At 32.7% G+C, this 22,824-nt stretch carries 19 protein-coding genes; 11 read left to right on the plus strand and 8 right to left on the minus strand.

What is annotated here, in order from left to right:
- Window positions 1-53: 53 nt before the first annotated feature.
- The 4 genes from DR980_RS00910 to DR980_RS00925 all read right to left on the minus strand — a co-directional run bounded on the left by DR980_RS00910 (window position 54) and on the right by DR980_RS00925 (window position 5,655).
- Window positions 54-1,523 carry a lipopolysaccharide biosynthesis protein gene (locus DR980_RS00910; RefSeq protein ID WP_113633388.1) on the minus strand — a complete coding sequence of 490 codons (1,470 nt, stop codon included), beginning with the start codon at window positions 1,521-1,523 and terminating at the stop codon, window positions 54-56.
- Between the two features lie 36 nt (window positions 1,524-1,559).
- Window positions 1,560-2,852, minus strand: a complete 1,293-nt coding sequence (locus tag DR980_RS00915; protein ID WP_113633389.1) for a glycosyltransferase family 4 protein — start codon at window positions 2,850-2,852, stop codon at window positions 1,560-1,562.
- A gap of 64 nt (window positions 2,853-2,916) precedes the next feature.
- Window positions 2,917-5,325, minus strand: a complete 2,409-nt coding sequence (locus DR980_RS00920; RefSeq protein ID WP_113633390.1) for a YfhO family protein — start codon at window positions 5,323-5,325, stop codon at window positions 2,917-2,919.
- Between the two features lie 48 nt (window positions 5,326-5,373).
- Entirely contained in the window at window positions 5,374-5,655 is a 282-nt protein-coding gene (locus DR980_RS00925) for a DUF4834 family protein (RefSeq protein ID WP_113633391.1), read from the minus strand.
- A gap of 124 nt (window positions 5,656-5,779) precedes the next feature.
- On the opposite strand from DR980_RS00925, the gene DR980_RS00930 reads away from it, so the two are divergent.
- Together DR980_RS00930 and DR980_RS00935 are read left to right on the plus strand one after the other, a co-directional pair.
- Window positions 5,780-6,715: a transporter gene (locus DR980_RS00930; RefSeq protein ID WP_167400515.1), complete on the plus strand. Its 936-nt coding sequence runs from the start codon at window positions 5,780-5,782 to the stop codon at window positions 6,713-6,715.
- Window positions 6,716-6,736: 21 nt separating this feature from the next.
- The gene (locus DR980_RS00935) at window positions 6,737-7,855 is read left to right on the plus strand and encodes a GTP cyclohydrolase (protein ID WP_113633392.1); all 1,119 of its coding nucleotides are present in this window, start codon (window positions 6,737-6,739) and stop codon (window positions 7,853-7,855) included.
- A 90-nt stretch (window positions 7,856-7,945) separates the two neighbouring features.
- Here DR980_RS00935 and DR980_RS16450 read toward each other — a convergent pair whose 3' ends face one another.
- The 3 genes from DR980_RS16450 to DR980_RS00945 all read right to left on the minus strand — a co-directional run bounded on the left by DR980_RS16450 (window position 7,946) and on the right by DR980_RS00945 (window position 9,802).
- Window positions 7,946-8,212, minus strand: coding sequence for a hypothetical protein (locus tag DR980_RS16450; RefSeq protein ID WP_244199229.1), 267 nt, complete (start codon window positions 8,210-8,212; stop codon window positions 7,946-7,948).
- Window positions 8,209-8,424: a hypothetical protein gene (locus tag DR980_RS16455; protein WP_244199230.1), complete on the minus strand. Its 216-nt coding sequence runs from the start codon at window positions 8,422-8,424 to the stop codon at window positions 8,209-8,211. Before DR980_RS16455 ends, DR980_RS16450 begins: the two co-directional genes overlap by 4 nt.
- A 115-nt stretch (window positions 8,425-8,539) precedes the next feature.
- Complete coding sequence (locus DR980_RS00945) at window positions 8,540-9,802, minus strand: aminotransferase class I/II-fold pyridoxal phosphate-dependent enzyme (protein WP_113633393.1); 1,263 nt, start codon at window positions 9,800-9,802, stop codon at window positions 8,540-8,542.
- A 287-nt stretch (window positions 9,803-10,089) separates the two neighbouring features.
- Here DR980_RS00945 and DR980_RS00950 point away from each other — a divergent pair, with 287 nt between their 5' ends.
- The 4 genes from DR980_RS00950 (at window position 10,090) to DR980_RS00965 (ending at window position 13,327) form a co-directional block, all read left to right on the plus strand.
- Window positions 10,090-11,373, plus strand: coding sequence for a DUF2157 domain-containing protein (locus DR980_RS00950; RefSeq protein ID WP_113633394.1), 1,284 nt, complete (start codon window positions 10,090-10,092; stop codon window positions 11,371-11,373).
- Window positions 11,363-11,923 carry a GDYXXLXY domain-containing protein gene (locus DR980_RS00955; RefSeq protein WP_113633395.1) on the plus strand — a complete coding sequence of 187 codons (561 nt, stop codon included), beginning with the start codon at window positions 11,363-11,365 and terminating at the stop codon, window positions 11,921-11,923. Before DR980_RS00950 ends, DR980_RS00955 begins: the two co-directional genes overlap by 11 nt.
- 62 nt (window positions 11,924-11,985) lie before the next feature.
- Window positions 11,986-12,771: an NYN domain-containing protein gene (locus DR980_RS00960; RefSeq protein ID WP_113633396.1), complete on the plus strand. Its 786-nt coding sequence runs from the start codon at window positions 11,986-11,988 to the stop codon at window positions 12,769-12,771.
- Window positions 12,772-12,814: 43 nt separating this feature from the next.
- Window positions 12,815-13,327: a hypothetical protein gene (locus DR980_RS00965; protein ID WP_113633397.1), complete on the plus strand. Its 513-nt coding sequence runs from the start codon at window positions 12,815-12,817 to the stop codon at window positions 13,325-13,327.
- Between the two features lie 29 nt (window positions 13,328-13,356).
- On the opposite strand, the gene DR980_RS00970 is transcribed toward DR980_RS00965, so the two are convergent.
- Entirely contained in the window at window positions 13,357-15,735 is a 2,379-nt protein-coding gene (locus tag DR980_RS00970) for a hybrid sensor histidine kinase/response regulator (protein WP_113633398.1), read from the minus strand.
- 180 nt (window positions 15,736-15,915) lie between these two features.
- Between DR980_RS00970 and DR980_RS00975 the strand changes: the two genes are divergently transcribed.
- From DR980_RS00975 to DR980_RS00995, 5 genes are all read left to right on the plus strand, one after another.
- Window positions 15,916-17,424 carry an FMN-binding glutamate synthase family protein gene (locus DR980_RS00975; RefSeq protein ID WP_113633399.1) on the plus strand — a complete coding sequence of 503 codons (1,509 nt, stop codon included), beginning with the start codon at window positions 15,916-15,918 and terminating at the stop codon, window positions 17,422-17,424.
- A gap of 1,222 nt (window positions 17,425-18,646) precedes the next feature.
- Window positions 18,647-19,225: a non-canonical purine NTP diphosphatase gene (locus DR980_RS00980; RefSeq protein ID WP_113633400.1), complete on the plus strand. Its 579-nt coding sequence runs from the start codon at window positions 18,647-18,649 to the stop codon at window positions 19,223-19,225.
- Window positions 19,226-19,426: 201 nt separating this feature from the next.
- Window positions 19,427-21,370, plus strand: coding sequence for a DEAD/DEAH box helicase (locus tag DR980_RS00985; RefSeq protein WP_113633401.1), 1,944 nt, complete (start codon window positions 19,427-19,429; stop codon window positions 21,368-21,370).
- Window positions 21,371-21,458: 88 nt separating this feature from the next.
- Complete coding sequence (locus DR980_RS00990; RefSeq protein ID WP_113633402.1) at window positions 21,459-22,226, plus strand: carboxypeptidase-like regulatory domain-containing protein; 768 nt, start codon at window positions 21,459-21,461, stop codon at window positions 22,224-22,226.
- Between the two features lie 133 nt (window positions 22,227-22,359).
- Window positions 22,360-22,698, plus strand: a complete 339-nt coding sequence (locus DR980_RS00995; protein ID WP_113633403.1) for a DHCW motif cupin fold protein — start codon at window positions 22,360-22,362, stop codon at window positions 22,696-22,698.
- Window positions 22,699-22,824: the final 126 nt, after the last annotated feature.

The raw sequence follows: 22,824 nt of genomic DNA on the forward strand, positions 1-22,824 counted from the left end.
CCTAAAGAAAAGAAAATGAATGAGTTATTTTCTTTATGTATCAAAGAAAAATACTAAGACTTAAGTTTTAATTTCTTAAAAACAACATCAATAGCTTGATTGATTTCGACAGAAATAACAAATTTGTAATTAATATAAACGTACAAAAGGGTTATTAAAACTGATTTCAGTACAATATTAACCATTGGAATAAAAGGAAATTCCCAGAAGTAAAACATCAAAAACAACAACAGTGTTATTGCCAGAGAATACAATGTTTGTTTTGTAAATGGATATAAATGCAATCGTTTTACCACAAAAAGTAACTTGGCTATACTATATAAAGTTATCGATAATAAAGTAGCAAAAGCAGATCCCATAATTCCGTATAAAGGAATAAATATTGCGTTCAGTCCAATGGCTACAACAACTAGAAATACACCAAGAAATAATACGGCTCTGTAATATTTTGTGTTAAAAATAATAGCATTATTATTCCCTAATATCAAATCAAAATATTTAGACAATCCTATCATAAACACAACTAAAATTCCACCGCTGTATTCTTTAGGAACAATTTCATATAACTGATTGATATTGACAAAAATGCCCAACATCACAAAGCCACCAACAACTTGTAAATTTATTGAAGTCTTTTTGTACAAAACATTCAACTCATCGAATTTGTTATCATGCATCAGTTTTGCAGTAATTGGATATACAATTTGATGCATCGCACGACTTGGGACTGAAATGACCAAAGCAATAAAGGTTGCAATTGAATAATAGGCTATATTTTCGATAACCATATACTGATTTAGCATTATTTTATCGCCATCCAAAAGCAAATTAGCCACACTTCCTGATAAAATAATATAAAAAGTATACTCCATTAAACCTTTTACGTTATGAGGAATTGCAAACTGAAAACTTGGTCTTTTGATATAAAAAGCATATCCCATTGTAATAATAAGTGCCAAAAAATAAATACCAGCCGTAATGTAAACAAAATCTACAACCGTTATCCAATTATAATAGACACCAATCAACGCTAATAATGAAAACAACCTTAATCCAACTTCTTTGACAAAATTCCCAAAAACCGAATGCATGTGAACTCTGGCCCAAGCGTAAAAAATTTCGAAATAAGCCATACACAATCCGATAAATGGAATCAGCCAAATAAAATCCTTAACAACCGGATTTTTCTTTGATACAAAGAATAAAATATCATCGAAGAAAATATATCCAATCAGAATTAAAGGAATAGATAAAAGTAACGGAAACAGTACGGTAAAAGATAAAAAACGAGATCGCTCTTCATCCGTTTCATATTGCGAATAAAATTTTACCAACGTATTTTGCATTCCTATGGCAAATAAAGGCATGATAACATTGGCAACAGAAAGTATATAATTTGTTAAAGCATAATAGGTAGCGCCCAAAAAAATAGGGTACAAATACAACGTATTTATGGCCCCAATTCCAAAACCCAAATAGGTAATTATCGTATTCTTTAAAGATTGATTTAATACTATTCCCATTATTTTATCATTGCGAGGTAAGAAGAAACCACGCTTTTAATTTAAACTTTCAAGCAATTCAACCAATTGTTTGGTTAGGTTTCTTCTGGAATAATTTTGTAAACCAACTCCATTAGATTGTAATTTTCCTTCCAAAAACTGATTATAAAAGTCCAAAATTACACTTTTAAGTTTCACTTTCTCTGAATAATCAAAAAATACTCCGGTGTTGGTGTTCGTAATAATTTCTGCAAAGTCAGAATCCTTTGGTCCAATAGCAATAATTGGTCGGTTTGAAACCATATATTCAAATAATTTCCCTGGAATAATACTTTTGGTATCTTCAGAATTGATTTCGATAAGCAACAAAACCTGTGATTTTCGCTGGTGTGCAATCGCTTCTACATGCGAAACATAACCCAAATTATTCAAATACGGTTTTAAACCAAATTGAGTAATCGTTTCTAATACTTCCTGACTGACAGCTCCGATTAGTTTAATTTCTAAATGTGTTTTGAAATCTGGAATCTCATTTGCCAGCTCAATTAAACTTTCCCATAAAATCGAAGGATTTCTTTCGGAAAGAAAAGAACCAATATGTGCTAAACTAAATTTAGTATCTAAAGTTTGTTTTTCGACCTGTTCCGTGTCATAACCATTCGTTATTACCGAAATAGGTTTAGTAGTAATCGCTTGAAATTCCGTTTTAGTAGTTTTACTCGTGACTATAATTGTATCGGCTGTATTCAAAACCTGATGTTCCAGAGCTTTATGTTTTTTGGCAGCGAAACTGGATAGTCGCAATGATTTGTGATAGCCAATAGTAGTCCACGGATCTCTGAAATCAGCAAACCATTTTAAATCTAATTTTTGTTTTAATTCTAATCCAATCAAATGCAGACTGTGCGGTGGTCCGGAAGTTATGATAGTATCGATATCATTGTCTAGAATATATTTCTCCAAATAAGCAACCGATGGTTTTACCCAAAAAACGCGCGCATCAGGAATAAAGAGATTCCCGCGAATCCAAAGAAACGCCTTATCTAGAAAAGATTGCTTTTTCTGATTTGGAATAATTCCTGAACTGATTTTTTTAGTTTTATTTTTTGAAAGAAAAGAAGCCAATTGATAGGGTTCAAAAATTTTCTGTTTCAGAATAATTGCTTTATCCGAAACTTCTTTAACTAAATTTTCATCAATAATAGGATACGTAGGATTCTCTGGAATATAAACAATAGGCTGAACACCAAAGTCTGGTAAATACTTGACAAACTTAAGCCAACGCTGCACGCCTGGACCGCCCGCCGGTGGCCAATAATAGGTAATTATTAAAATTTTATTTTGTTCCAAGTTCAAGGATTTGTTTTAATAGGATAATTTAAAATCAAAAATCAAAATTCGTTAATCAACAATCTTAAATCTTTTTCTTCCTTTCGAAATAAATCCCGCCTGCTAAAAGTAACAACATTCCTATGGAGCTAATCAACGTTATGGTGCTTCCGGTTTTTACGACTTGTGGTTCAAACTTAAATTCTATCGTGTGTTTTCCTGCCGGGATTTGCAATCCTCTTAAAACATAATCCACTCTAATGTGATCTGATTTTTTACCATCGATATACGCATTCCAGCCTTTTCCATAATACATTTCGGAGAAAACGGCTAAACCTTCTTTTGCGTTTTCCGAAGTATATTTTAAATAATTAGGTTTATAATTTTCTAAAGTTATAGTCGCTGAACTGTCTTTGGCGAAAGCAGTATTTTTAATTTCAAAATCTTTACTGTTTACAACTGCCTCATTTTTAGAATCCAAACTATCCAACGCTTTCATCTCTTCGTCAGCAGAATTGACTAATCGTACTTGGCTTACAAACCAAGCATTTCCGTTGGCATTTGGGTTTGAAGTTGGAAATTCTTTTCCTTCTTTATTGGTTTGAATCACATATTTTACGTCCAGCATATTAAGGATTTCCATATTGTTATTGGCAATTTGGTAATCAAATAATTGCTGCATTCTTCTTGGTTTTACGGCACTGTAGCCACCAATTGATTTATGAAAATAAGAAGCTCTAGCACTGGATAAATTCCCTGAAACCTCAAATACTCTATAATGGGAGGTGTCTTTTAGAATCTCAACATCAGAAGGTGACTCTTGAAAAGGCACCTCAACTTGACTTCCGCTAACAAAATCTTTACCTGAAACATAGTTTTTATCTACAAAAAACAAATCGGAAACCATCAATAATCCTACGATTATAATAGCCGTATTTTGGGCAAATCTGTCCTTGATTGCTAACCACAAAACTCCTGCAGTTACCAAGATAAAAAAAGCGGAGCGCAATAAATCAGCGCTATACAAACTCATCCTGTCTTGTTTTAATGCATTTACAAAATCCGGACCGTACGTTTCTTGAAAATAAGCATCATTTCCACCAGAAAAACTGAACAAACTTTTGCTAAAAAACAAGATTACAATGATTCCAAAACCCAAAATAGCTGTTTCATACAAGGCTTTCCATTGTAATTTTTTATCCAATTGAAAGAAAGACTGTAATCCCATAATAGCCAAAACTGGAAAACACAATTCAAGTATAACTTGGATGGAAGATACCGCTCTGAATTTATTGTACATTGGAACATAATCGATAAAGAAGTCTGTCAATAAAGGGAAATTTTTCCCCCATGAAAGTACTAATGCAACGACAGCTCCCGAAAGAAATACATATTTTATTTTGCGTTTATCGATGAATAAAGCCAAGATTCCCAAAAAGAAAACCACCACTCCTATATACGCCGGAGCCGCAACTATTGGCTGATCGCCCCAGTAAGTTGGCATTCCTGAAACAAAATCAACAGCTTGGTCTTCCGGAACGCCCTGACCAATCATAAATTCGAACATATTGCTATTCCTCCCTACAGCTTCATTATTAGAACCACCAAATAGTCGAGGTGCTATAAGATTGAAACTTTCGGTTATTCCATAGCTGTATTCCGTGATGTAATCATGCGTCAGCGCACTGCTGTTTGTATTTTTTGAACCATCAGGATTAAAACTCAATTCGCTTTTTCCACGTGTACTGAAATCTGCATATTCCGCTGTGGCCAATAAATTAGTCGCATTTGCACCAAGAGCAAAAATTCCTGCTATGGCTAACGTCCCAAAAGAATACAACAGCGATTTATATTCCTTTTCTTTGATTTGCTGATAGATAAAATACCCAGAAAGAATCAATAGGAAAATTAATAAATAATATGTCATTTGGAAGTGATTCGCATTGATTTCCAGTGCTGTCGCAAAAAGTGTAATCAAACCTCCCAGAATATATTTTTTTTGAAAAACCAGAATAAATCCGGCAATAACAAGCGGCATATAAGCAATAGCATGCGCTTTAGCATTATGACCAACGCCGAGAATGATTATTAAATAAGTAGATAAACCAAAAGCCAATGCTCCAAAAAAGGCTTTCAAAGGGTCGACTTTTAAAACCAGCATCAAACCATAAAACCCGAGAAAATACAAGAATAAATAATCTGCAGGACGCGGTAAAAATCGCAATGCATCATCTAAAGCGCCAATGTAATCGTGTGGGTACTTTGCTCCTAATTGGTACGTTGGCATTCCACCAAAAGCTGAATTAGTCCAATAAGGTTCTATATGATCCGTGGCTCTAAAGTCATTTTGCTCTTTAGCCATTCCGGTATATTGCATAATATCCGATTGAAAAATTTGTTTTCCTTGTAATACAGGATAAAAATAAAGAACAGAAACGAATACAAAACCAAGTATGGCAAGGGCGTGCGGATAGAACTTATTTATTATTTTCAATTTAAAAAAGTTTGGATTAGAATAAAAAAACTGCAAATAACGACAAATTTAATCTATTTCTTCGTAATCAACGTAATCTCCCACTTTTTTGGTTTCGCGTGGGTTTTTAGCATTTGCGGTATTGTATATTACTTCATCCTTACTTTGTGTTTTTTTCCAAGTATTGTCTTGCGCATATTGCTGTTGCTTCTGCATATTTTCACCTGCTTTTTCGACTACTTTTTTAACTATTAATGGCAAAAACAATTTCGCTAAAAATCTGAAAATATAGTAGAAAGCGATCATATAAAATATTGCTTTTATAAAACCAATGAAAGAAGCTGTTTGCATATAAGTGTAATTTTTTCCAAAATTAATAAATCAACCGTTCAAAATTAAAATATCTCTCTTAAATAAATAATAAAATATAGTACATTTGAAAAGCGTTATTACTTTTTAACTCAAAAAAAATAATATGTCCAAAATCAAAATCTTACTTATCGCTGCAGTTTTAATGATTCCTGGTATTCATTATGGCCAACATACTGATCAAATAAATTCGAACAGACCTGGAGAAACGATGTCGGCTTTCGCAGTTGGAAAATCAGTAATCCAGATAGAAACAGGCGTTTATGGTATCAAACAAAATCATAGTTTGTTGAATTATGATGCCAATGGTTTTGGAATTGACGCCACCTTACGATGGGGATTATTTATGGAGAAATTAGAATTGATTGCCGACATACAATACCAAAACGAGAAATACACCAACTTATTCAATAGTTCAAAAAGAGCAGACTTCAAGCAAACCGTTCTAGGAGCTAAATATTTGATTTACGATCCTTTTAAAAATTACGAAAAAAAAGTAAATATTTACAGCTGGAAAGCCAACAGAGCTTTTAATTGGCGCCAACTAGTTCCAGCAGTTTCTGTTTTTGCCGGAGCCAATTTCACCATGGCAGACAATCCGTATTCCTTTTCTGCGGAATCCAGTATCTCCCCAAAAATAATACTGATAACGCAAAACCATTTGGGTGACGGAAGATGGGTTTTTGTAACTAATATCATAGCTGATTATATAACCACTGATTTTCCTAGTTATGGATATGTCTTAACATTAACCCGAGGATTTAATGATAAATGGTCCGGTTTCGTGGAAAATCAAGGCTTTAAAAGTGATTTTTACAGCGATGCAATTGTTAGAGGAGGCGCCGCTTATTTATTGAATAAAGACATGCAAATTGACGCTTCGATTAGTACAAGTTTGAAAGACACACCTTCTGCTCTGTATGGCGGAATTGGATTTTCATGGCGTTACGATGCTAATTATAAAGAAGTACGCATAAATATAGACTCCGGTGATTCTGGAAAGAAAGCCGAGAAAAGAGCAAAAAAGACTAAAAAAGGATAAACATAGAATTTCAAAAAAAGAATGATTACAATACAAGAAGCAAAAACAAAAAGTGAATTAACTGAATTTGTCAAATTCCCTTTTTCACTATACAAAAACAATAAAAACTGGGTTCCGCCACTAATTGGAGAAGAAGTTGAAGGATTTGATAAAACTAAAAATCCCGCTTTCGAAACTGCTGAAGCGTATTTTTACGTAGCTAAAAGAAATAACGAAATAGTAGGAAGAATTGCTGCAATAATCAACTGGAGTGAAGTAAAAGACCAACAAAAAATGAAAGTTCGTTTTGGCTGGTTTGATGTTGTAGATGATATTGAAGTGACAAAAGCACTTTTAGAAAAAGTTTATGAATTAGGTCGAAAAAATAATTTAGAATATGTTGAAGGTCCAATGGGATTTTCAAACTTGGATAAAGTTGGTGTGCTTACCGAAGGTTTTGATGAGATGGGAACGATGATTACGTGGTACAATAATCCGTATTATGCAACTCATTTTGAACAATTGGGTTATGTTAAAGAAAAAGAATATATTGAAAGTAAATTTCCTTTTTCAAACGTAAAACCAGAATTTTTTGAAAAGGCAAATGATTTGGTAAAAAGAAGGTATCAATTAAGCCCGCTTAATTTTAAAACCACCAAAGAAGTAATGCCACATGTAGATAAAATGTTTGATTTATTCAATAAGTCTTATGCTTCCTTATCTTCGTTTGTAGCTATTTCAGACACGCAAAAAGAATATTTCAAGAAGAAATACATCAGTTTCATAAATCCTGAGTTTATCAAATTTGTGGAAGACAAAGACCATAATATAGTTGCTTTCAGCATTGTAATGCCTTCCTTTTCAGAGGCGATACAAAAGGCAAAAGGAAAATTATTCCCGTTTGGATTCCTTCATTTGCTGAGAGCTAAAAAACAAAGTAAGGACGTGATTTTTTACCTTATTGGTGTATTGCCAGAATACCAAAATAAAGCTGTTACAGCCATTATATTTAAAGAATATTACGAAACTTTCAGAGAAAAAGGAATTATAAATTGTTTCAGAACTCCTGAATTAGCTGATAATGCAGCAAGCATCAATTTATGGAAACATTTTGATCCACAAATTCACAAACGACGATGTACTTATAGAAAAGAATTGTAAAGAAATTACATTTTATAAAAAAACTAAAAAATCCATCAACGTTGTGCTGATGGATTTTCTTAGTTTTTTTATAAAATGTTTTTAATACAATCACATTTTACAATCTACTTTTGACAAAACTACATTTCCATCAAATTTTAATTGTTTTTTATCTTTAAAAGTCACTTTGCCTTTATTATCATCAACAACATCGCCATAACCTTCAACATACGTATTTCCTTTTTTCAAGAAAGCAACTTGACGAACGGATGAAACGCCCTCAGACATAAAAGTGTAATCTGCAATAAGCGTATCACCTTTCAGTTCCCCAACAAGTGTTCCTTGATTTTTATCTTTCTCATAGAATTTATAACTCAATTTCCCAATGTTACTTCGTTCCCTTTGATAGTCAAATTCATCAAAATAGTATCTTTTTTAATACTACCGCTGTAACATTCATCGGAAACCTGTTCTTCAACAACTATTTTTTCCAATGCATCTGGTATTGTTTCCACTTGTTTCTCTTCTTCTTTTTTACACGAAACCAGAACACTCATTAACACTAGACCTGATACAATTATCTTTTTCATAATTTTTTGTTTTACTATTGATTTAATAAATATACTGTTTTATTATTTGGATTGAATCCAAAAAAAATCCATCAACAAAAGCTGATGGATTTTCGATATTAAATTAAGCAGAAAACTATGCGTCTAAATCAACCGTAGTTCTGCTTGCGATTTCTTTGTACGTTCCATTTTCAAGTTTCTCACGAATTGCTTCAAAAGCAGTTAATGTTTCATTAACATCTGATAAAGTATGAGACGTTGTAGGAATCATTCTCAACAAGATAATTCCTTTTGGAATTACAGGATAAATTACGATCGATAAGAAAATACCGTAATTTTCTCTTAAATCATTTACCATAATCATTGCTTCTGGTACACTTCCTTCAAGGTAAACTGGAGTTACGCAAGTATTTGTATCTCCAATATTGAAATTACGTTCTCTCAATCCGTTTTGCAACGCATTTACATTTTCCCATAATTTATCTTTTAATTCTGGGTGATTACGCAACAATTCTAATCGTTTCAAAGATCCAATTGTTTGAATCATTGGCAATGCTTTTGCAAACATTTGAGAACGTAAATTGTATTTCAAATAATCAATAATGTCTTTATCAGCTGCTATAAATGCACCAATGTTAGCCATAGATTTTGCAAAAGTAGAGAAATAAACATCAATTCCATCTTGACAACCTTGCTCCTCACCTGCTCCGGCACCGGTTTTTCCTAGGGTTCCAAAACCATGCGCATCATCAACCAACAAACGGAAATTAAATTTTTCCTTCATGGCAACAATTTCCTTCAATTTTCCTTGTTGTCCACGCATTCCAAAAACACCTTCTGTAATAAAAAGAATTCCTCCTCCAGTTACTTCAGCTAATTTTGTAGCACGTTCCAAGTTTTTTTCCATACTGGCAAGATCATTATGACGGTATGTAAAACGTTTCCCCATGTGCAAACGAACACCATCAATAATACAAGCATGAGCATCTACATCATATACAATTACATCATTTTTAGTAACCAAAGCGTCAATTGTTGACATAATTCCTTGGTATCCAAAATTCAATAAATATGCCGACTCTTTCATTACAAAAGCAGCCAATTCATTCTCTAATTGCTCATGATATTTAGTGTGACCACTCATCATACGCGCTCCCATTGGGTAAGCTGCACCGTATTGTGCTGCTGCTTCCGTATCTGCCTTACGCACTTCCGGGTGATTAGCAAGACCTAAATAGTCATTCAAACTCCAATTCAAAATATCTTTTCCACCAAACTGCATTCTTGGACCCAACTCACCTTCCAATTTAGGAAAAACAAAATAACCTTCAGCTTGTGAAGCCCATTTTCCTAATGGTCCTTTATTGTTTTGAATCCTTTCGAATAAATCTTTTACCATAATATATCAAGTAATAATTTTAATTTTAAGAAGTTGCAAAAATAATTATTTAAATTTTATAATGGACTTGAAAGCAAATTTATTTTTCAGGCTTTATGTTATTGTCTCTCTGGAACTAATTTATGCTACATAATATATGATTATTGAGACTCTGAAATAGTGCGTGATTTCTTTACATGACAATACAAAATGAACTAATGATACTTAAAAAGGATTATACTAAAGCGGAAGCTTCGAGTCGTTTTCAATGATAAACATTGTATATTTGATTCATAGAAACATAGTTTATGTCTGACAAAATAACAAATGAACTGGAAGAACTACTTCAAGCGAATGTAGTGACTACAGAAACCGCCGAAAAAATACGCGAATATTTCCACCAAAAAAAAGAAGAAAATCACAACAGACTCTCTTCTATTTTTGGAATTTTGGGAGCTATACTTGTTGGACTTGGAATTATTCTTGTTTTCGCTCACAATTGGGACAATCTTTCCCGATTAATTAAAATAATCCTGTCGTTCCTTCCGCTTCTTATAGGTCAATTATTATGTGGTTATTCTATTTTAAAAAAATCTGAAAGCACTGTTTGGAAAGAAACTTCGTCCGTTTTTTTATTCTTTGCCATTGGCGCAAGCATTTCATTAGTCGCTCAGGTTTATAATATTCCGGGAGATATTAATTCCTTTATTATTTCTTGGATGCTATTGAGTTTACCGCTGGTTTATCTGCTTCAATCCTCTATAGTTTCACTTTTATATATTGCAGGAATTACGTATTATGGCTGTAATGCTAATTACTTTACCTATCCAAGTACTCATTCTTTTTTGTATTGGTTACTGCTTTTAGGAATAGCTCCGCATTATTATCAGCTGATAAAAACCAAAGCTTTAAGCAATTTTACACTGTTTCACAACTGGTTTATTGCTGTATCAATTGTAATTTGCCTCGGCACGATTGCCCATAAAAATGGACATTTAATGCATTTTAGCTACATGAGTTTGTTCACGATTTTTTATTTTATTGGTAAAACGCAATTTTTTGACCAGCAGAAATTAAAAAACAACAGCTTTTTGATTATTGGAAAACTAGGAATACTTTATCTGTTATTGCTGTATAGTTTTAAATGGTTTTGGGATAAATCTTTTTACAAAACGGATTCAATTTCAGAAACATTGCTTTCGATAGAATTCATAACTGCCTTTGTACTTACATTAATCGCTGCTTTTTTCTTTTACAAGAAGAACAACCAAACAAATTTTAAGGAAATTTATCTTTTAGAACTTGTATTCTTGATGAACATATTTCCTCTTATTAGTGGCTATGAGTTTTCAATAGTCGCCAATGCAATCGTATTATTCATTGGCATCTTCGACGTCAAACGAGGTATTAAATTAAATCATCTGGGAATATTGAATTTTGGATTACTCCTTATTACTATTCTTATTACGTGTCGTTTTTTCGATACGGATTTAAGTTTCGTCATTCGAGGGATTCTATTTATAACGATTGGTTTAGGATTCTTCTTAGCTAATTATTTCATCCTTAAAAAAAGAAATAGAAATGAAAAATAAGAAAATCACAATCCTAATTTTCATATTGGTTGTTATCGCTCAATTTTACGTTCCATTGCAAATGATATTCCATCAGGAAGATATCATGAAAACTGGAACCGAATTCAAATTCCAGACGGCTCCAATAGATCCTTACGATCCGTTTAGAGGGAAATACATTACTTTATTTTTTAAAGAAAGAGAAATCACGGTGCAAAACAATATTAAATGGCGGAATGGTGAAACGGTTTTTGCAACACTCAATACTGACAAAAATGGGTTCGCCAAAGTCAGTTCTATTTCTAAAATTAGACCAAAAAATAACGAATCGTATATTAAAACGAAAATTAGTTTAGGATATCCAAACTCCAAAATAATAATTGACTTTCCTTTCAATCGGTATTATATGAATGAAGATATTGCGCAAAAAGCCGAGAAAATCTATCAGGAATTCTCTATCAAAAAGAAAAACGAAACGTATGCTTTAGTGGCTGTAAAAAATGGAGAAGCAGTACTGAAAGATGTTCGTATAAATGAAATTTCCATTAAAGATTTAGCATCCAAAAAATAAAAAAATACAATTCAAAAGAATAATCTGTACCTTTCAAGTACGAAAATTAATAACATTACAAAATGTCACAAGATACTATAGAATTAAAATTAGCCGTTCTCATTGATGCTGACAACGTTCCATACAGCAATGTAAAAGGGATGATGGAAGAAATTGCTAAATTTGGTACACCAACCACCAAACGGATTTACGCCGATTGGACTAAACCAAATGCTGGTGGCTGGAAAAGTGTTTTGCTGGAACACGCCATTACTCCTATTCAACAATACAGCTATACGGTTGGGAAAAACTCTTCGGATTCCGCGATGATTATTGACGCCATGGATTTATTGTATTCTGATAAAGTAGATGGTTTTTGTATTGTTTCCAGTGATTCTGATTTTACACGTTTAGCCATCAGATTGAGAGAATCCGGAATGAAAGTCATTGGAATAGGCGAACAAAAAACACCAAACTCATTCATTGTAGCTTGCGACCGTTTCATCTACATCGAAGTTTTAGATGGCGCCATTAAGAAAAAAGCAAAAAAACGTACTTCAGACACTAAAAAACCTGTTGGGAAACCTATTGAAAAACCCGTCGAAAAGTCATTAAACAAAATAGATTCAGATACAATAGAGCTTATTGAAACCTCTATTGAAGACATCTGTGATGATGACGGCTGGGCATTTCTTGGGGATGTGGGAAACATGATTGTAAAGAGAAAACCAGAATTCGATCCAAGAAATTATGGTTTTTCTAAACTTACTCCTATGCTCAAATCATTGACTGATATATTAGAAATCGATGAAAGAGATTCTGATAAAAAAGGAATTAAACACGTTTATGTGCGATTGCATTTTAGTTAATATACAGGCTAGATTACCTTAAAACAAGGATAAAAAAACACAAATGGACAACGAAATTTTATTTAGCGAAAGACAACGTTTTAAACAGTGGTGGGTTTGGATGATTATAATTGGAATAAACGCACTATTTCTTTTTGGAGTATACAAACAAGTCATCAACGGTCAGCAGTTTGGTGATAAACCAATGAGCGAAACGGGACTACTACTCACGGCAGGATTAACAGCATTAATTACATTGCTTTTTGTTAGTTTTCGTCTAGACACTATTATCAAAAGAGATGGGATTTACGTGCGTTTTTTTCCGTTTCATTTAAGTTTCAAAAAGTATGCTTGGAATACAATTTCAAAATCATTCGTCAGACAATATGCTGCAATCTCAGAATACGGCGGCTGGGGCATCCGATTCAATTTGTTTGGTAATGGAAAAGCCTACAATGTTTCGGGCAACAAAGGACTCCAACTTGAATTTAACACCAATGAAAAATTGCTAATAGGAACCTGCAAACCGGCAGAATTAACACAGACATTAAATACATTAGGCCAATTAAAACAATAAATTTTTTGAAAAAATTACACTTGGAAACACTAGACTAATCTTTTAACTATTTCATATAAAGTTTCTTTCTTAATTGGTTTAGACAAATAATCATTCATCCCAATTTCTTTGACACGATTTTTAGTGGTTTCCATAACATCAGCAGTAACTGCAATAATTGGAATGTTAGTATTTTGCACACCTGCTTCACCTTTTCTAATGGCAATTGTCGCTTCGTAACCATCCATAATAGGCATTTGCAAGTCCATTAATACAATATCAAATTGATTTATTTTCATAGCTTCCAATGCTTCTTGACCATTATTAACATACATAACGCTGGTATTCAACCATTTTTTGGTAATCATTTTTATCACCATTTGGTTGATTGGATTGTCTTCAACTACTAAAATAGATTTTCCTTCCAAATCATAAATAACCGGTTTAGCCGGCTCAATTTTTTTCTGCTCCGCTGCTATATCAAAATCAATTGTAATAACGCAAGTTGTCCCTTCATTGAGATTACTTTCCATTTCAATGGTTCCGTTTTGCATATCGACCAAAGTTTTTACGATGTAAAGACCTAATCCAAGACCGCCAAATTTTCGCTTATTGTCAATATTATTCTGAGAAAAAGAATCAAAAATACGCTCCATTTTGTCTTTTGAAATTCCAACACCTGAATCAGAAACTGTCAAAATTAAACTGGCTTTATTGTTAGGTTTAAGTTCACTATCAACATTAAAATTTACAAATCCTGTCGAAGTGAATTTAATGGCATTATTCAACACATTATTAATAATCTGATGAAGTCGTACAACATCTCCAATTAAAAAATCTGGAATTGCATCTGATTTGGAAAACTCAAATTTTAATCCTTTTTCTTTAGCAATATTGGTGGCATTATTCTTTAAATTTTCCAAAACGCGTTCAGGATCAAATTGTTTTTTTTCCAATTTTAATTCTCCTTTCTCAATTTTAGAAAAGTCCAAGATATCATTAACAGAACTCAATAAACTATGAGAAGAATATTTTATGATTTGGCAATTTTTTCTGATTTTATCATCCTGAACTTCATTAGAAATAGAATCAATTAAATTCATTATTGCGTTCAGTGGCGTTCGCAATTCATGACTAATATTAGACAAGAAATAAGATTTTAATTCATTCATTTCCTGTGATCGAATTAAAGCCAAACGATTAAGTTCATCTTTCTCATTTTTCAAATTTCTAATTAAATTAGACATCGAAAGTGAAAGAAAGATAACTTCTAAACCTGTTCCTATTTTAGAACTGTTTTGGGTAAAAAAATTGTTAGGCAATAATCCAAAATTATATAAAATAAATATTCCGAATCCTATAATTAGAAATGAAATACCAGCAGTAAAAAAAGAATCAACCGGCTTTTTTTTGTAATAAAGGTATATTATCGTATAAACAATCAACAGCAAAAACACCAGTGTAAGCACATTGATTGAAATATAAGAAAACAGCAAAATTGATGGAATAAAAATGATGCAAAACAGTAAGAAAAATAATAACACGTAAGCTGTATTAAACAGCAGATAAATTTTCTTGCTGTTTACTTTAACTTTTAAATACAGTTCGCTGTATTTACCCGACAAAAAGACAGCAATTATTGCAATAAATAATACACTGTGGTTCGAAAACCATCCCGCAAATGGAGTAACATATTTATAGAAAAAACCATCTAAAGCAAATTGCAATAAACCTACAAATAAAACATACAAACTATAATATAAGAATATCTTTTCCTTTAAGGCAAAAAAGAAGAAAAAATAAATAATCGCTGCAATAATTAAAATCCCATAAAAAATGCCAAAAAACAGCTGCTCATTTGAAATAATTTCCATGAAACCTTCCGCAGAATATAGCTTTACAGGAATTTTTATTACTTCACCATCGCTTTTGAGATGTAGAAATAATTGCAGATTGTCTTTTGGTTCTATTTTAATTTTAAAAATAGTTTTGCGATTATCAAAACTACGTTTAGAATAATCCAGATTATCACCACTAATCTTGGTCGTTATTTTACCTGAAACAACATCCACGATATACAATTCTACTATATCTGTTATTGGCCGGGCCGTTTCCAGATAATAATTCATTTTAAAATTCGTAGGATTCTGTATTTCTGTTTTCGACCAAAAATTATTTTGAGTAAAACCTAAATCATCATTATCCGTTTGAAGTTTTCTAGGATTTAAGATGTTATAATTTGCAATAACATACTTTATATCCAAACTTCTTTGCCCTACATCTACAATTTTGGTGTAGTTGTGCAAAGAAATTTCTTGAGGTATTGCATCGGTTTTAAATACATATTGTGAATAAGTGCTTGAAAAAAACAGGATAAAAAATAATAATTTCAAAGGAGCACAAATCTGTTTACATATTTTATGATTCATGTTTAATAATTTATGATTAAGCAAAATATATACGGTAAAAAAAAATCTTTGGTTTTAGAAATAGCTTCCAAATTAAAAATTATTTTTTGGTGAATTAAAACAATTACTTTTAAATAACACTGATAAAAGTCCAAAATATTTAATAATAGTAGTATTTTACAGGCTGAAACAACTTTTACAATGAGACAAAAATTTTTCTTTATCGGAATATCCGCACTAATTATTACAGCTGTCATTTATTTCTTTTTCCAAAAGGGGCTACTGCTAATGCTGCTATTAATTTTGCTATTAGTCGTTGGTTTTGCCAATACTCTGCAGCACAAACATGCTATTTTAAGAAATTTTCCTGTTTTAGGTTATTTCAGGTATCTATTTGAAATGATAGCGCCTGAGATTCAACAATATTTCATAGAGCGCTCCACTGACGGCAAACCTTTTTCAAGAAACGAACGTTCCCTTGTGTATCAAAGAGCCAAAAATATTGATTCGACAACACCGTTTGGAACACAACTCAATCTGAATGAACCAAATTATGAAGGAATAAAACATTCTATTTTCCCGTCAACAGTCAATGAAGAACTTCCTCGGGTTACAATTGGCGGACCAGATTGTACCCAACCATACTCAGCCTCGTTATTAAATATTTCGGCAATGAGTTTTGGTTCATTAAGTGAAAATGCAATAGTAGCACTCAACAAAGGTGCACAGCAAGGAAAATTCTATCACAATACCGGAGAAGGAGGCTTAACTGAATTCCATCAACAAGGAGGCGATATATGCTGGCAAATAGGAACCGGATATTTTGGTTGCCGCGATGACAGAGGTGGTTTTGATGGAGGAAGATTTACTGAAAAAGCAAATCTGCCAGAAGTAAAAATGATAGAAATCAAATTATCGCAAGGCGCAAAACCAGGTCATGGAGGTGTTCTTCCAGCAGCAAAAAATACAGTACAAATTGCAAAAATAAGAGGTGTTTTACCTCATACAACAATTCTTTCGCCACCAAGTCATTCAGCTTTTGAAAACACTAAAGGTTTAATTGATTTCATAGCAACATTACGTAAGTTGTCTAATGGAAAGCCAATTGGTTTTAAATTATGCATTGGAGAAACTAGAGAATTCGAGATGATTTGCCAAGAAATGATTTCGCAAAACTGTTATCCCGATTTCATAACCGTTGATGGTGCCGAAGGAGGAACTGGCGCTGCGCCACTAGAATTTGCTGATGGTGTAGGAATGCCATTAGAACCAGGACTTATTTTTGTAAATAAAACGTTAGTCCGTTTTGGAATTAGGGACAAAATCCGCATTATTAGCAGTGGCAAAATCATCTCAGGATATTCTATATTAAGAGCAGTTGCTCTAGGTGCTGACATTTGTAACAGTGCGCGCGGTTTTATGTTTTCTTTGGGATGTATCCAAGCCTTGCGATGCAACAATAATGAATGCCCTACGGGAGTTGCAACACAAAATAAAATGTTGATGAAAGGATTAGTTGTTACTGATAAAGCGGAACGCGTTTTTCATTTTCACAAAAATACTTTACATTCTGCCAATGAACTTCTTGCAGCCGCTGGTAAAAAAAGCTTCGCTGAAGTAGATATCAATATCTTTATGCGTGGGGATGAATTTACTCATTTATCTGATTTATATTTTCCTGATAACTTAAAAAGTGTCACCAAACATTAAATTAAATAACAAAAAAAAGAGGACTTTTACAGCCCTCCAATTGTTGATTCTGATTTACCATTATCAACTCATACTTTACGTATAGCTGATTATTGAATGACCAGATCTTATTGCAAGATGGATAACTCAAGTAATTAATCAAAACCACATGTAAATTTAAGATTTTAAAATACATAAAATATTAAAAATAAACACTTTAACTCACAATTAACGTATTACTATCAGTTTCTAAATAAAGAGGAATTTTTAATTTTAACAATAAAAAAAGGAGGACCTTGAGAGTCCTCCAATTGTCGATTCTGATTTACCAATACTAACTCATACCGTTACTGATAGAGTCAATTATGAGTTATCAATCTCATTATAAGATTAACATCCCAAGTAATTAATCAGAATCACATTCAAATATACAACTATTTTTAATTAAACTAATTGAAAATCAATATTTTAACTTTTATTTAAAATTATTAAATTAATGTTTTTTTGTTTCCTTTATTTGATTTTGAAAATTTGATTTTGAAAAGAAACCTGAATACATGATTTCTAAACTGTTTCAATAAAAATTTAATATGAATATGTTATTTAGGGTGCTAAATAAACAAAAAAGGAGGCCTTTTTAAAGGGCCTCCAAATATGGACTTTGGTTTGTTGTTATCGGTATATATCTTTCGACACTACTAACTATTAAATACTCTTCTCTTTGCAGATGGATATATTCAACAATAAACCAAAACCATACCCAAAGATACAAACATTTTAAACATAACAAACTAATTTATAGTAGTTTAACTAATATTTAACATGCTGATTTTTAATTACATAGAAGCTTTTTAAACACTGTGTGTTTTCTAAAACAGTTTCAGAAAATATTTTGCAAAAAAAGGAGGTCTCGTGAGAGACCTCCAATTGTTAGTTTCGATTTACCATTATCAACGCTACCGTTCAGTATAATTGAGTATCTGAATATTATCACCACAAAACTGGTAAATTATTCAAGTGATCAATCAAAACCACATTCAAAGATACAATTATAAAACATTTAAATTACTGATTATCAATATTTTAACTAATATTTAATATATTCATTTAAACGTAATTCATCTCATTTTGAGAAACTTACCCCTTCAGCACCCTGAAAATATATGATCGGATAAATAAAAAACTGTTTGGCACTATCCATAATTAGCAGAAAATGTATATTTGAAAATTAAAACTAAAAAAAATGCAAATCGTTTTCGCTTCTAATAATAAAAATAAAATCCACGAATTACAAAGCATGCTTCCTGAATCCATAACCATTGTTAGTTTGGAGAGCATTGGCTGTTTTGAAGATATTCCAGAAACAGCTGAAACTATTGAAGGCAATGCAATCCAAAAAGCAAATTATGTCACTGAAAAATACGGATTTGATTGTTTTGCGGATGACACCGGACTCGAAGTGGACGCTTTGGATGGAGAACCAGGAGTTTTCTCCGCACGTTATGCCGGCGAGCAACGTAATTCCGAAGATAATATGGATAAATTATTAGTTAATCTATCCGATAAAAATAATAGATCAGCGCAATTTAAAACCGTAATTGCGTTAAATTTAAAAGGAGAGCAACATCTTTTTACAGGAATTGCAAAAGGTGAGATTACTTTGGAAAAAATTGGAAATCAGGGTTTTGGGTACGATCCTATTTTTCAGCCAGAAGGATTTACTCAAACATTCGCCCAATTATCATTAGACGTAAAAAATAAAATAAGTCACAGAGGAAAGGCAACACAAGAATTGATCGCTTTTTTGAAAAAGTCTAAATAACGATTGAATACAACATTTTATAACAAAAAATTGAAATTCAAGCCATAATTTCACACTCAATTGCCTAAACTGAAAACTCAAATTTGCAAACAAAAACATAACTTTCTGATAATCAAATTATAATAAATCATTAAATCTTAAAATAGCATTAGTTTATATGAATTATAAACAGTAATTTTGCACCCTATTTTAAAAATACATATGAATAAATTTGAACAATTAGGATTGAGTGAATCGTTACTGAAGGCGATTTTAGATCTAGGATTTGAAAATCCGACCGAAGTACAGGAGAAAGCGATTCCCCTATTATTGGAAAAAGATACAGATATGGTTGCGTTGGCTCAGACAGGGACAGGGAAAACGGCAGCTTTTGGTTTTCCAGTTATTCAGAAAATTGATGTCAACAACAGAAACACACAGGCATTAATTTTATCTCCAACACGCGAACTTTGTTTGCAGATTACCAACGAAATTAAAAACTACTCTAAATACGAAAAAGGTATTAATGTGGTAGCAGTTTACGGTGGAGCTAGCATTACAGAACAAGCGAGAGACATAAAGAGAGGCGCGCAAATTATTGTGGCAACTCCAGGAAGAATGCAAGACATGATTAATAGAGGTTTGGTAAACATTTCTCAAATCAACTACTGTATTCTTGACGAAGCTGACGAAATGTTGAACATGGGTTTCTACGAAGATATCGTAAACATCCTTTCTACTACGCCAGACGAAAAAAACACATGGTTATTCTCTGCAACAATGCCTGCTGAAGTAGCACGTATTGGAAAACAATTCATGACTGATCCAATTGAAATTACAGTTGGAGCTAAAAATTCAGGTTCTGCTACCGTTTCTCACGAATTTTACCTTGTAAATGCACGTGACCGTTACGAAGCTTTAAAACGTTTAGCTGATTCTAACCCAGACATTTTCTCAGTAGTTTTTTGCCGTACCAAAAGAGATACGCAAGCTGTTGCTGAAAAACTGGTTGAAGATGGATACAGTGCTGCTGCATTGCACGGAGATTTATCTCAAGCGCAACGTGACGGTGTAATGAAATCTTTTAGAGGAAGACAAATCCAAATGCTTGTAGCGACTGACGTAGCTGCTCGTGGAATTGACGTTGACAACATTACTCACGTAGTAAACTACCAATTACCTGACGAAATCGAAACGTACAACCACCGTTCAGGTCGTACAGGTCGTGCTGGTAAATTAGGAACATCTATTGTAATTGTAACTAAAAGCGAATTGCGTAAGATTTCTTCAATTGAAAGAATCATCAAGCAAAAATTCGAAGAAAAAACAATCCCATCTGGAATTGAAATCTGCGAAATCCAATTATTACACTTAGCTACTAAAATTAAAGATACGGAAGTTGATCATGAAATTGACACTTACCTTCCAGCAATTAATAGCGTACTTGAAGATTTATCGAAAGAAGAATTAATCAAGAAAATGGTATCGGTTGAATTTAACCGTTTCATCAATTACTACAAGAAAACAAGAGATATTTCTAATCAAGCTTCAGGTTCTGAAAGACGTGAGCGTGACGATAGAGATGGTGCTCCAAGAGAAAATAACAATGGTGGTGCAACGAGATATTTTGTGAACATAGGTTCTAGAGATAACTTTGATTGGATGTCATTGAAAGATTACTTGAAAGAAACATTAGACTTAGGTCGTGATGACGTTTTCAAAGTAGATGTAAAAGAAGGTTTCTCTTTCTTTAACACTGATCCTGAGCATACTGATAAAGTAATGGAAATATTGAACAACGTACAATTAGAAGGACGTAGAATCAATGTTGAAATTTCTAAAAACGATGGTGGCGGAAGACGTGACCATAACGGAAGAAGTTCTGGTGGAAGTTTTGGTGGCGGAAGAAGTTCAGCTCCAAGAAGAGAAGGTAGTTTTGCACCAAGAAGAGAAGGTTCTGGTGGAGGTGGTTTCAGAAGCGACAGAAATTCAGCTCCTAGAGAAGGTGGATTTGGCGGAAGAAGCGATTCTAGAAGTGCTGCTCCAAGAAGAGAAGGTGGTTTTTCATCTGACAGACCTAGAACTGAAGGTTCGTCTGATAGAGCACCAAGACGTTCTGAAAGCTTTGGTGATTCACCAAGACCAAGAAGACCAAGAAGAGACTAACATTCATTGTTAATTTTCTTATAATTATATACTGGAACTACAAAATATTTAATCCTGTTTTATTACTTTTAAAGTCTTAAATCAGTTTATGAAATATTTTGTAGTTTTCTTTTTTTTAGTACTGTCCGTAAGCGCTTTTGCGCAAGTTAAAGAAGCCTCCCAAAAAGTTAATGGTATCATCATCAGTAATACTACCAGACAACCTTTATCTAGTGTAAATATTATTAATATTAATAAAGTTAGAGGCGCAACAACTGATTCAGGAGGATTTTTTGAGATAGACGTTCAAGTGAACGACACACTTCACATCACCAGTCTGGGATTTCAATCCCTTCGCGTTAGGGTGACTAATGACTGGATAAAAAATAAAAGTACTAAAATTCAGCTTACCGAAAAAGCTATAGCACTTGAAGAAGTCGTAATAAGACCATTTAATCTTACCGGATATCTTGAAGTTGATACCAAAATTATTCCCGTAAAAGAAAACTATCGTTACAGTATTTCAGGTTTAACACAAGGATATGAAGCGGGTGAATATTCGCCAAATGCGTTTGGAAGAGTTCTTGGTTCCATCTTTAATCCAGCCGATATGCTGTATAATTTCTTTGGTAACAATCCAAAAGAGCTCAAAAAACTCAAAGAAATGAAGAAAGATGATACGGTGCGTAATCTTCTGGAATCAAAATTTGACAGAGAAACTATAGCCGTACTTTTAGGTATTGATAAAAATGAAATACCTGAGATTTTACAGCGTTGTAACTACTCGGAATCCTTTATAAAAACAGCTAACGACTTACAGATTATGGACGCTATCAGCGGCTGTTATGAAGAATATAAAGTTTTAAAGAAAAAATAAAACATATAATTAAATCCTAGCAAACAAGCTTTCACAAATTAAATCATTCCTCAATTCTAAAAGAAATTGGGGAATTTTATTTTGGAGTGATACCATTTAAATCAAAATTTCAACAATTTAAAAAGTAAAATATATGTCTAATATACCTTTTCAAACTATTGATTGGGATTCAATAGAAAAAACCGAACATATCGGCACAACAGGAATTGCGCATTGGCAAACAAAACAATTAGATGGACTTAGAATTCGCAAAGTAACGTATTCCAAAGGGTATGTAGCAGACCACTGGTGTCAGAAAGGCCATATTGTACATTGTCTTGAAGGAGATTTTATTAGTGAATTAGAATCTGGAGAAAAAGTTCTACTTTCTAAAGGAATGACTTATATAGTCTCAGACAATGAAAGTTCACATCGGTCTATAGCCGCTAATGGCGTTGAATTATTAATCATCGATGGGGATTTTTTAAAATAATATTTAAAACAAATCAAAAATATTATATACATTTACCTGAATCAAGAATTAAAAACATAACCTAAATATCTATATCATGGCAAAAAGTCAAGACGCAAAAAAAACTGCGAAAAAAGAGCCTTTGAA

Origin of the sequence: Flavobacterium psychrolimnae (assembly GCF_003312425.1) — a bacterium.
GTDB lineage: Bacteria > Bacteroidota > Bacteroidia > Flavobacteriales > Flavobacteriaceae > Flavobacterium > Flavobacterium psychrolimnae.

Bases quoted from the DNA above. Each gene is read 5' to 3' on its own strand.
- DR980_RS00970 (WP_113633398.1), bottom strand. From the start codon at position 15,735: ATGAATCATAAAATATGTAAACAGATTTGTGCTCCTTTGAAATTATTA.
- DR980_RS00935 (WP_113633392.1), top strand. From the start codon at position 6,737: ATGATTACAATACAAGAAGCAAAAACAAAAAGTGAATTAACTGAATTT.
- DR980_RS00960 (WP_113633396.1), top strand. From the start codon at position 11,986: ATGTCACAAGATACTATAGAATTAAAATTAGCCGTTCTCATTGATGCT.
- DR980_RS00950 (WP_113633394.1), top strand. From the start codon at position 10,090: ATGTCTGACAAAATAACAAATGAACTGGAAGAACTACTTCAAGCGAAT.
- DR980_RS00945 (WP_113633393.1), bottom strand. From the start codon at position 9,802: ATGGTAAAAGATTTATTCGAAAGGATTCAAAACAATAAAGGACCATTA.
- DR980_RS00930 (WP_167400515.1), top strand. From the start codon at position 5,780: ATGTCCAAAATCAAAATCTTACTTATCGCTGCAGTTTTAATGATTCCT.
- DR980_RS00925 (WP_113633391.1), bottom strand. From the start codon at position 5,655: ATGCAAACAGCTTCTTTCATTGGTTTTATAAAAGCAATATTTTATATG.
- DR980_RS00955 (WP_113633395.1), top strand. From the start codon at position 11,363: ATGAAAAATAAGAAAATCACAATCCTAATTTTCATATTGGTTGTTATC.
- DR980_RS00990 (WP_113633402.1), top strand. From the start codon at position 21,459: ATGAAATATTTTGTAGTTTTCTTTTTTTTAGTACTGTCCGTAAGCGCT.
- DR980_RS00980 (WP_113633400.1), top strand. From the start codon at position 18,647: ATGCAAATCGTTTTCGCTTCTAATAATAAAAATAAAATCCACGAATTA.
- DR980_RS00975 (WP_113633399.1), top strand. From the start codon at position 15,916: ATGAGACAAAAATTTTTCTTTATCGGAATATCCGCACTAATTATTACA.
- DR980_RS00965 (WP_113633397.1), top strand. From the start codon at position 12,815: ATGGACAACGAAATTTTATTTAGCGAAAGACAACGTTTTAAACAGTGG.
- DR980_RS00985 (WP_113633401.1), top strand. From the start codon at position 19,427: ATGAATAAATTTGAACAATTAGGATTGAGTGAATCGTTACTGAAGGCG.
- DR980_RS00910 (WP_113633388.1), bottom strand. From the start codon at position 1,523: ATGGGAATAGTATTAAATCAATCTTTAAAGAATACGATAATTACCTAT.
- DR980_RS16455 (WP_244199230.1), bottom strand. From the start codon at position 8,424: ATGAAAAAGATAATTGTATCAGGTCTAGTGTTAATGAGTGTTCTGGTT.
- DR980_RS00995 (WP_113633403.1), top strand. From the start codon at position 22,360: ATGTCTAATATACCTTTTCAAACTATTGATTGGGATTCAATAGAAAAA.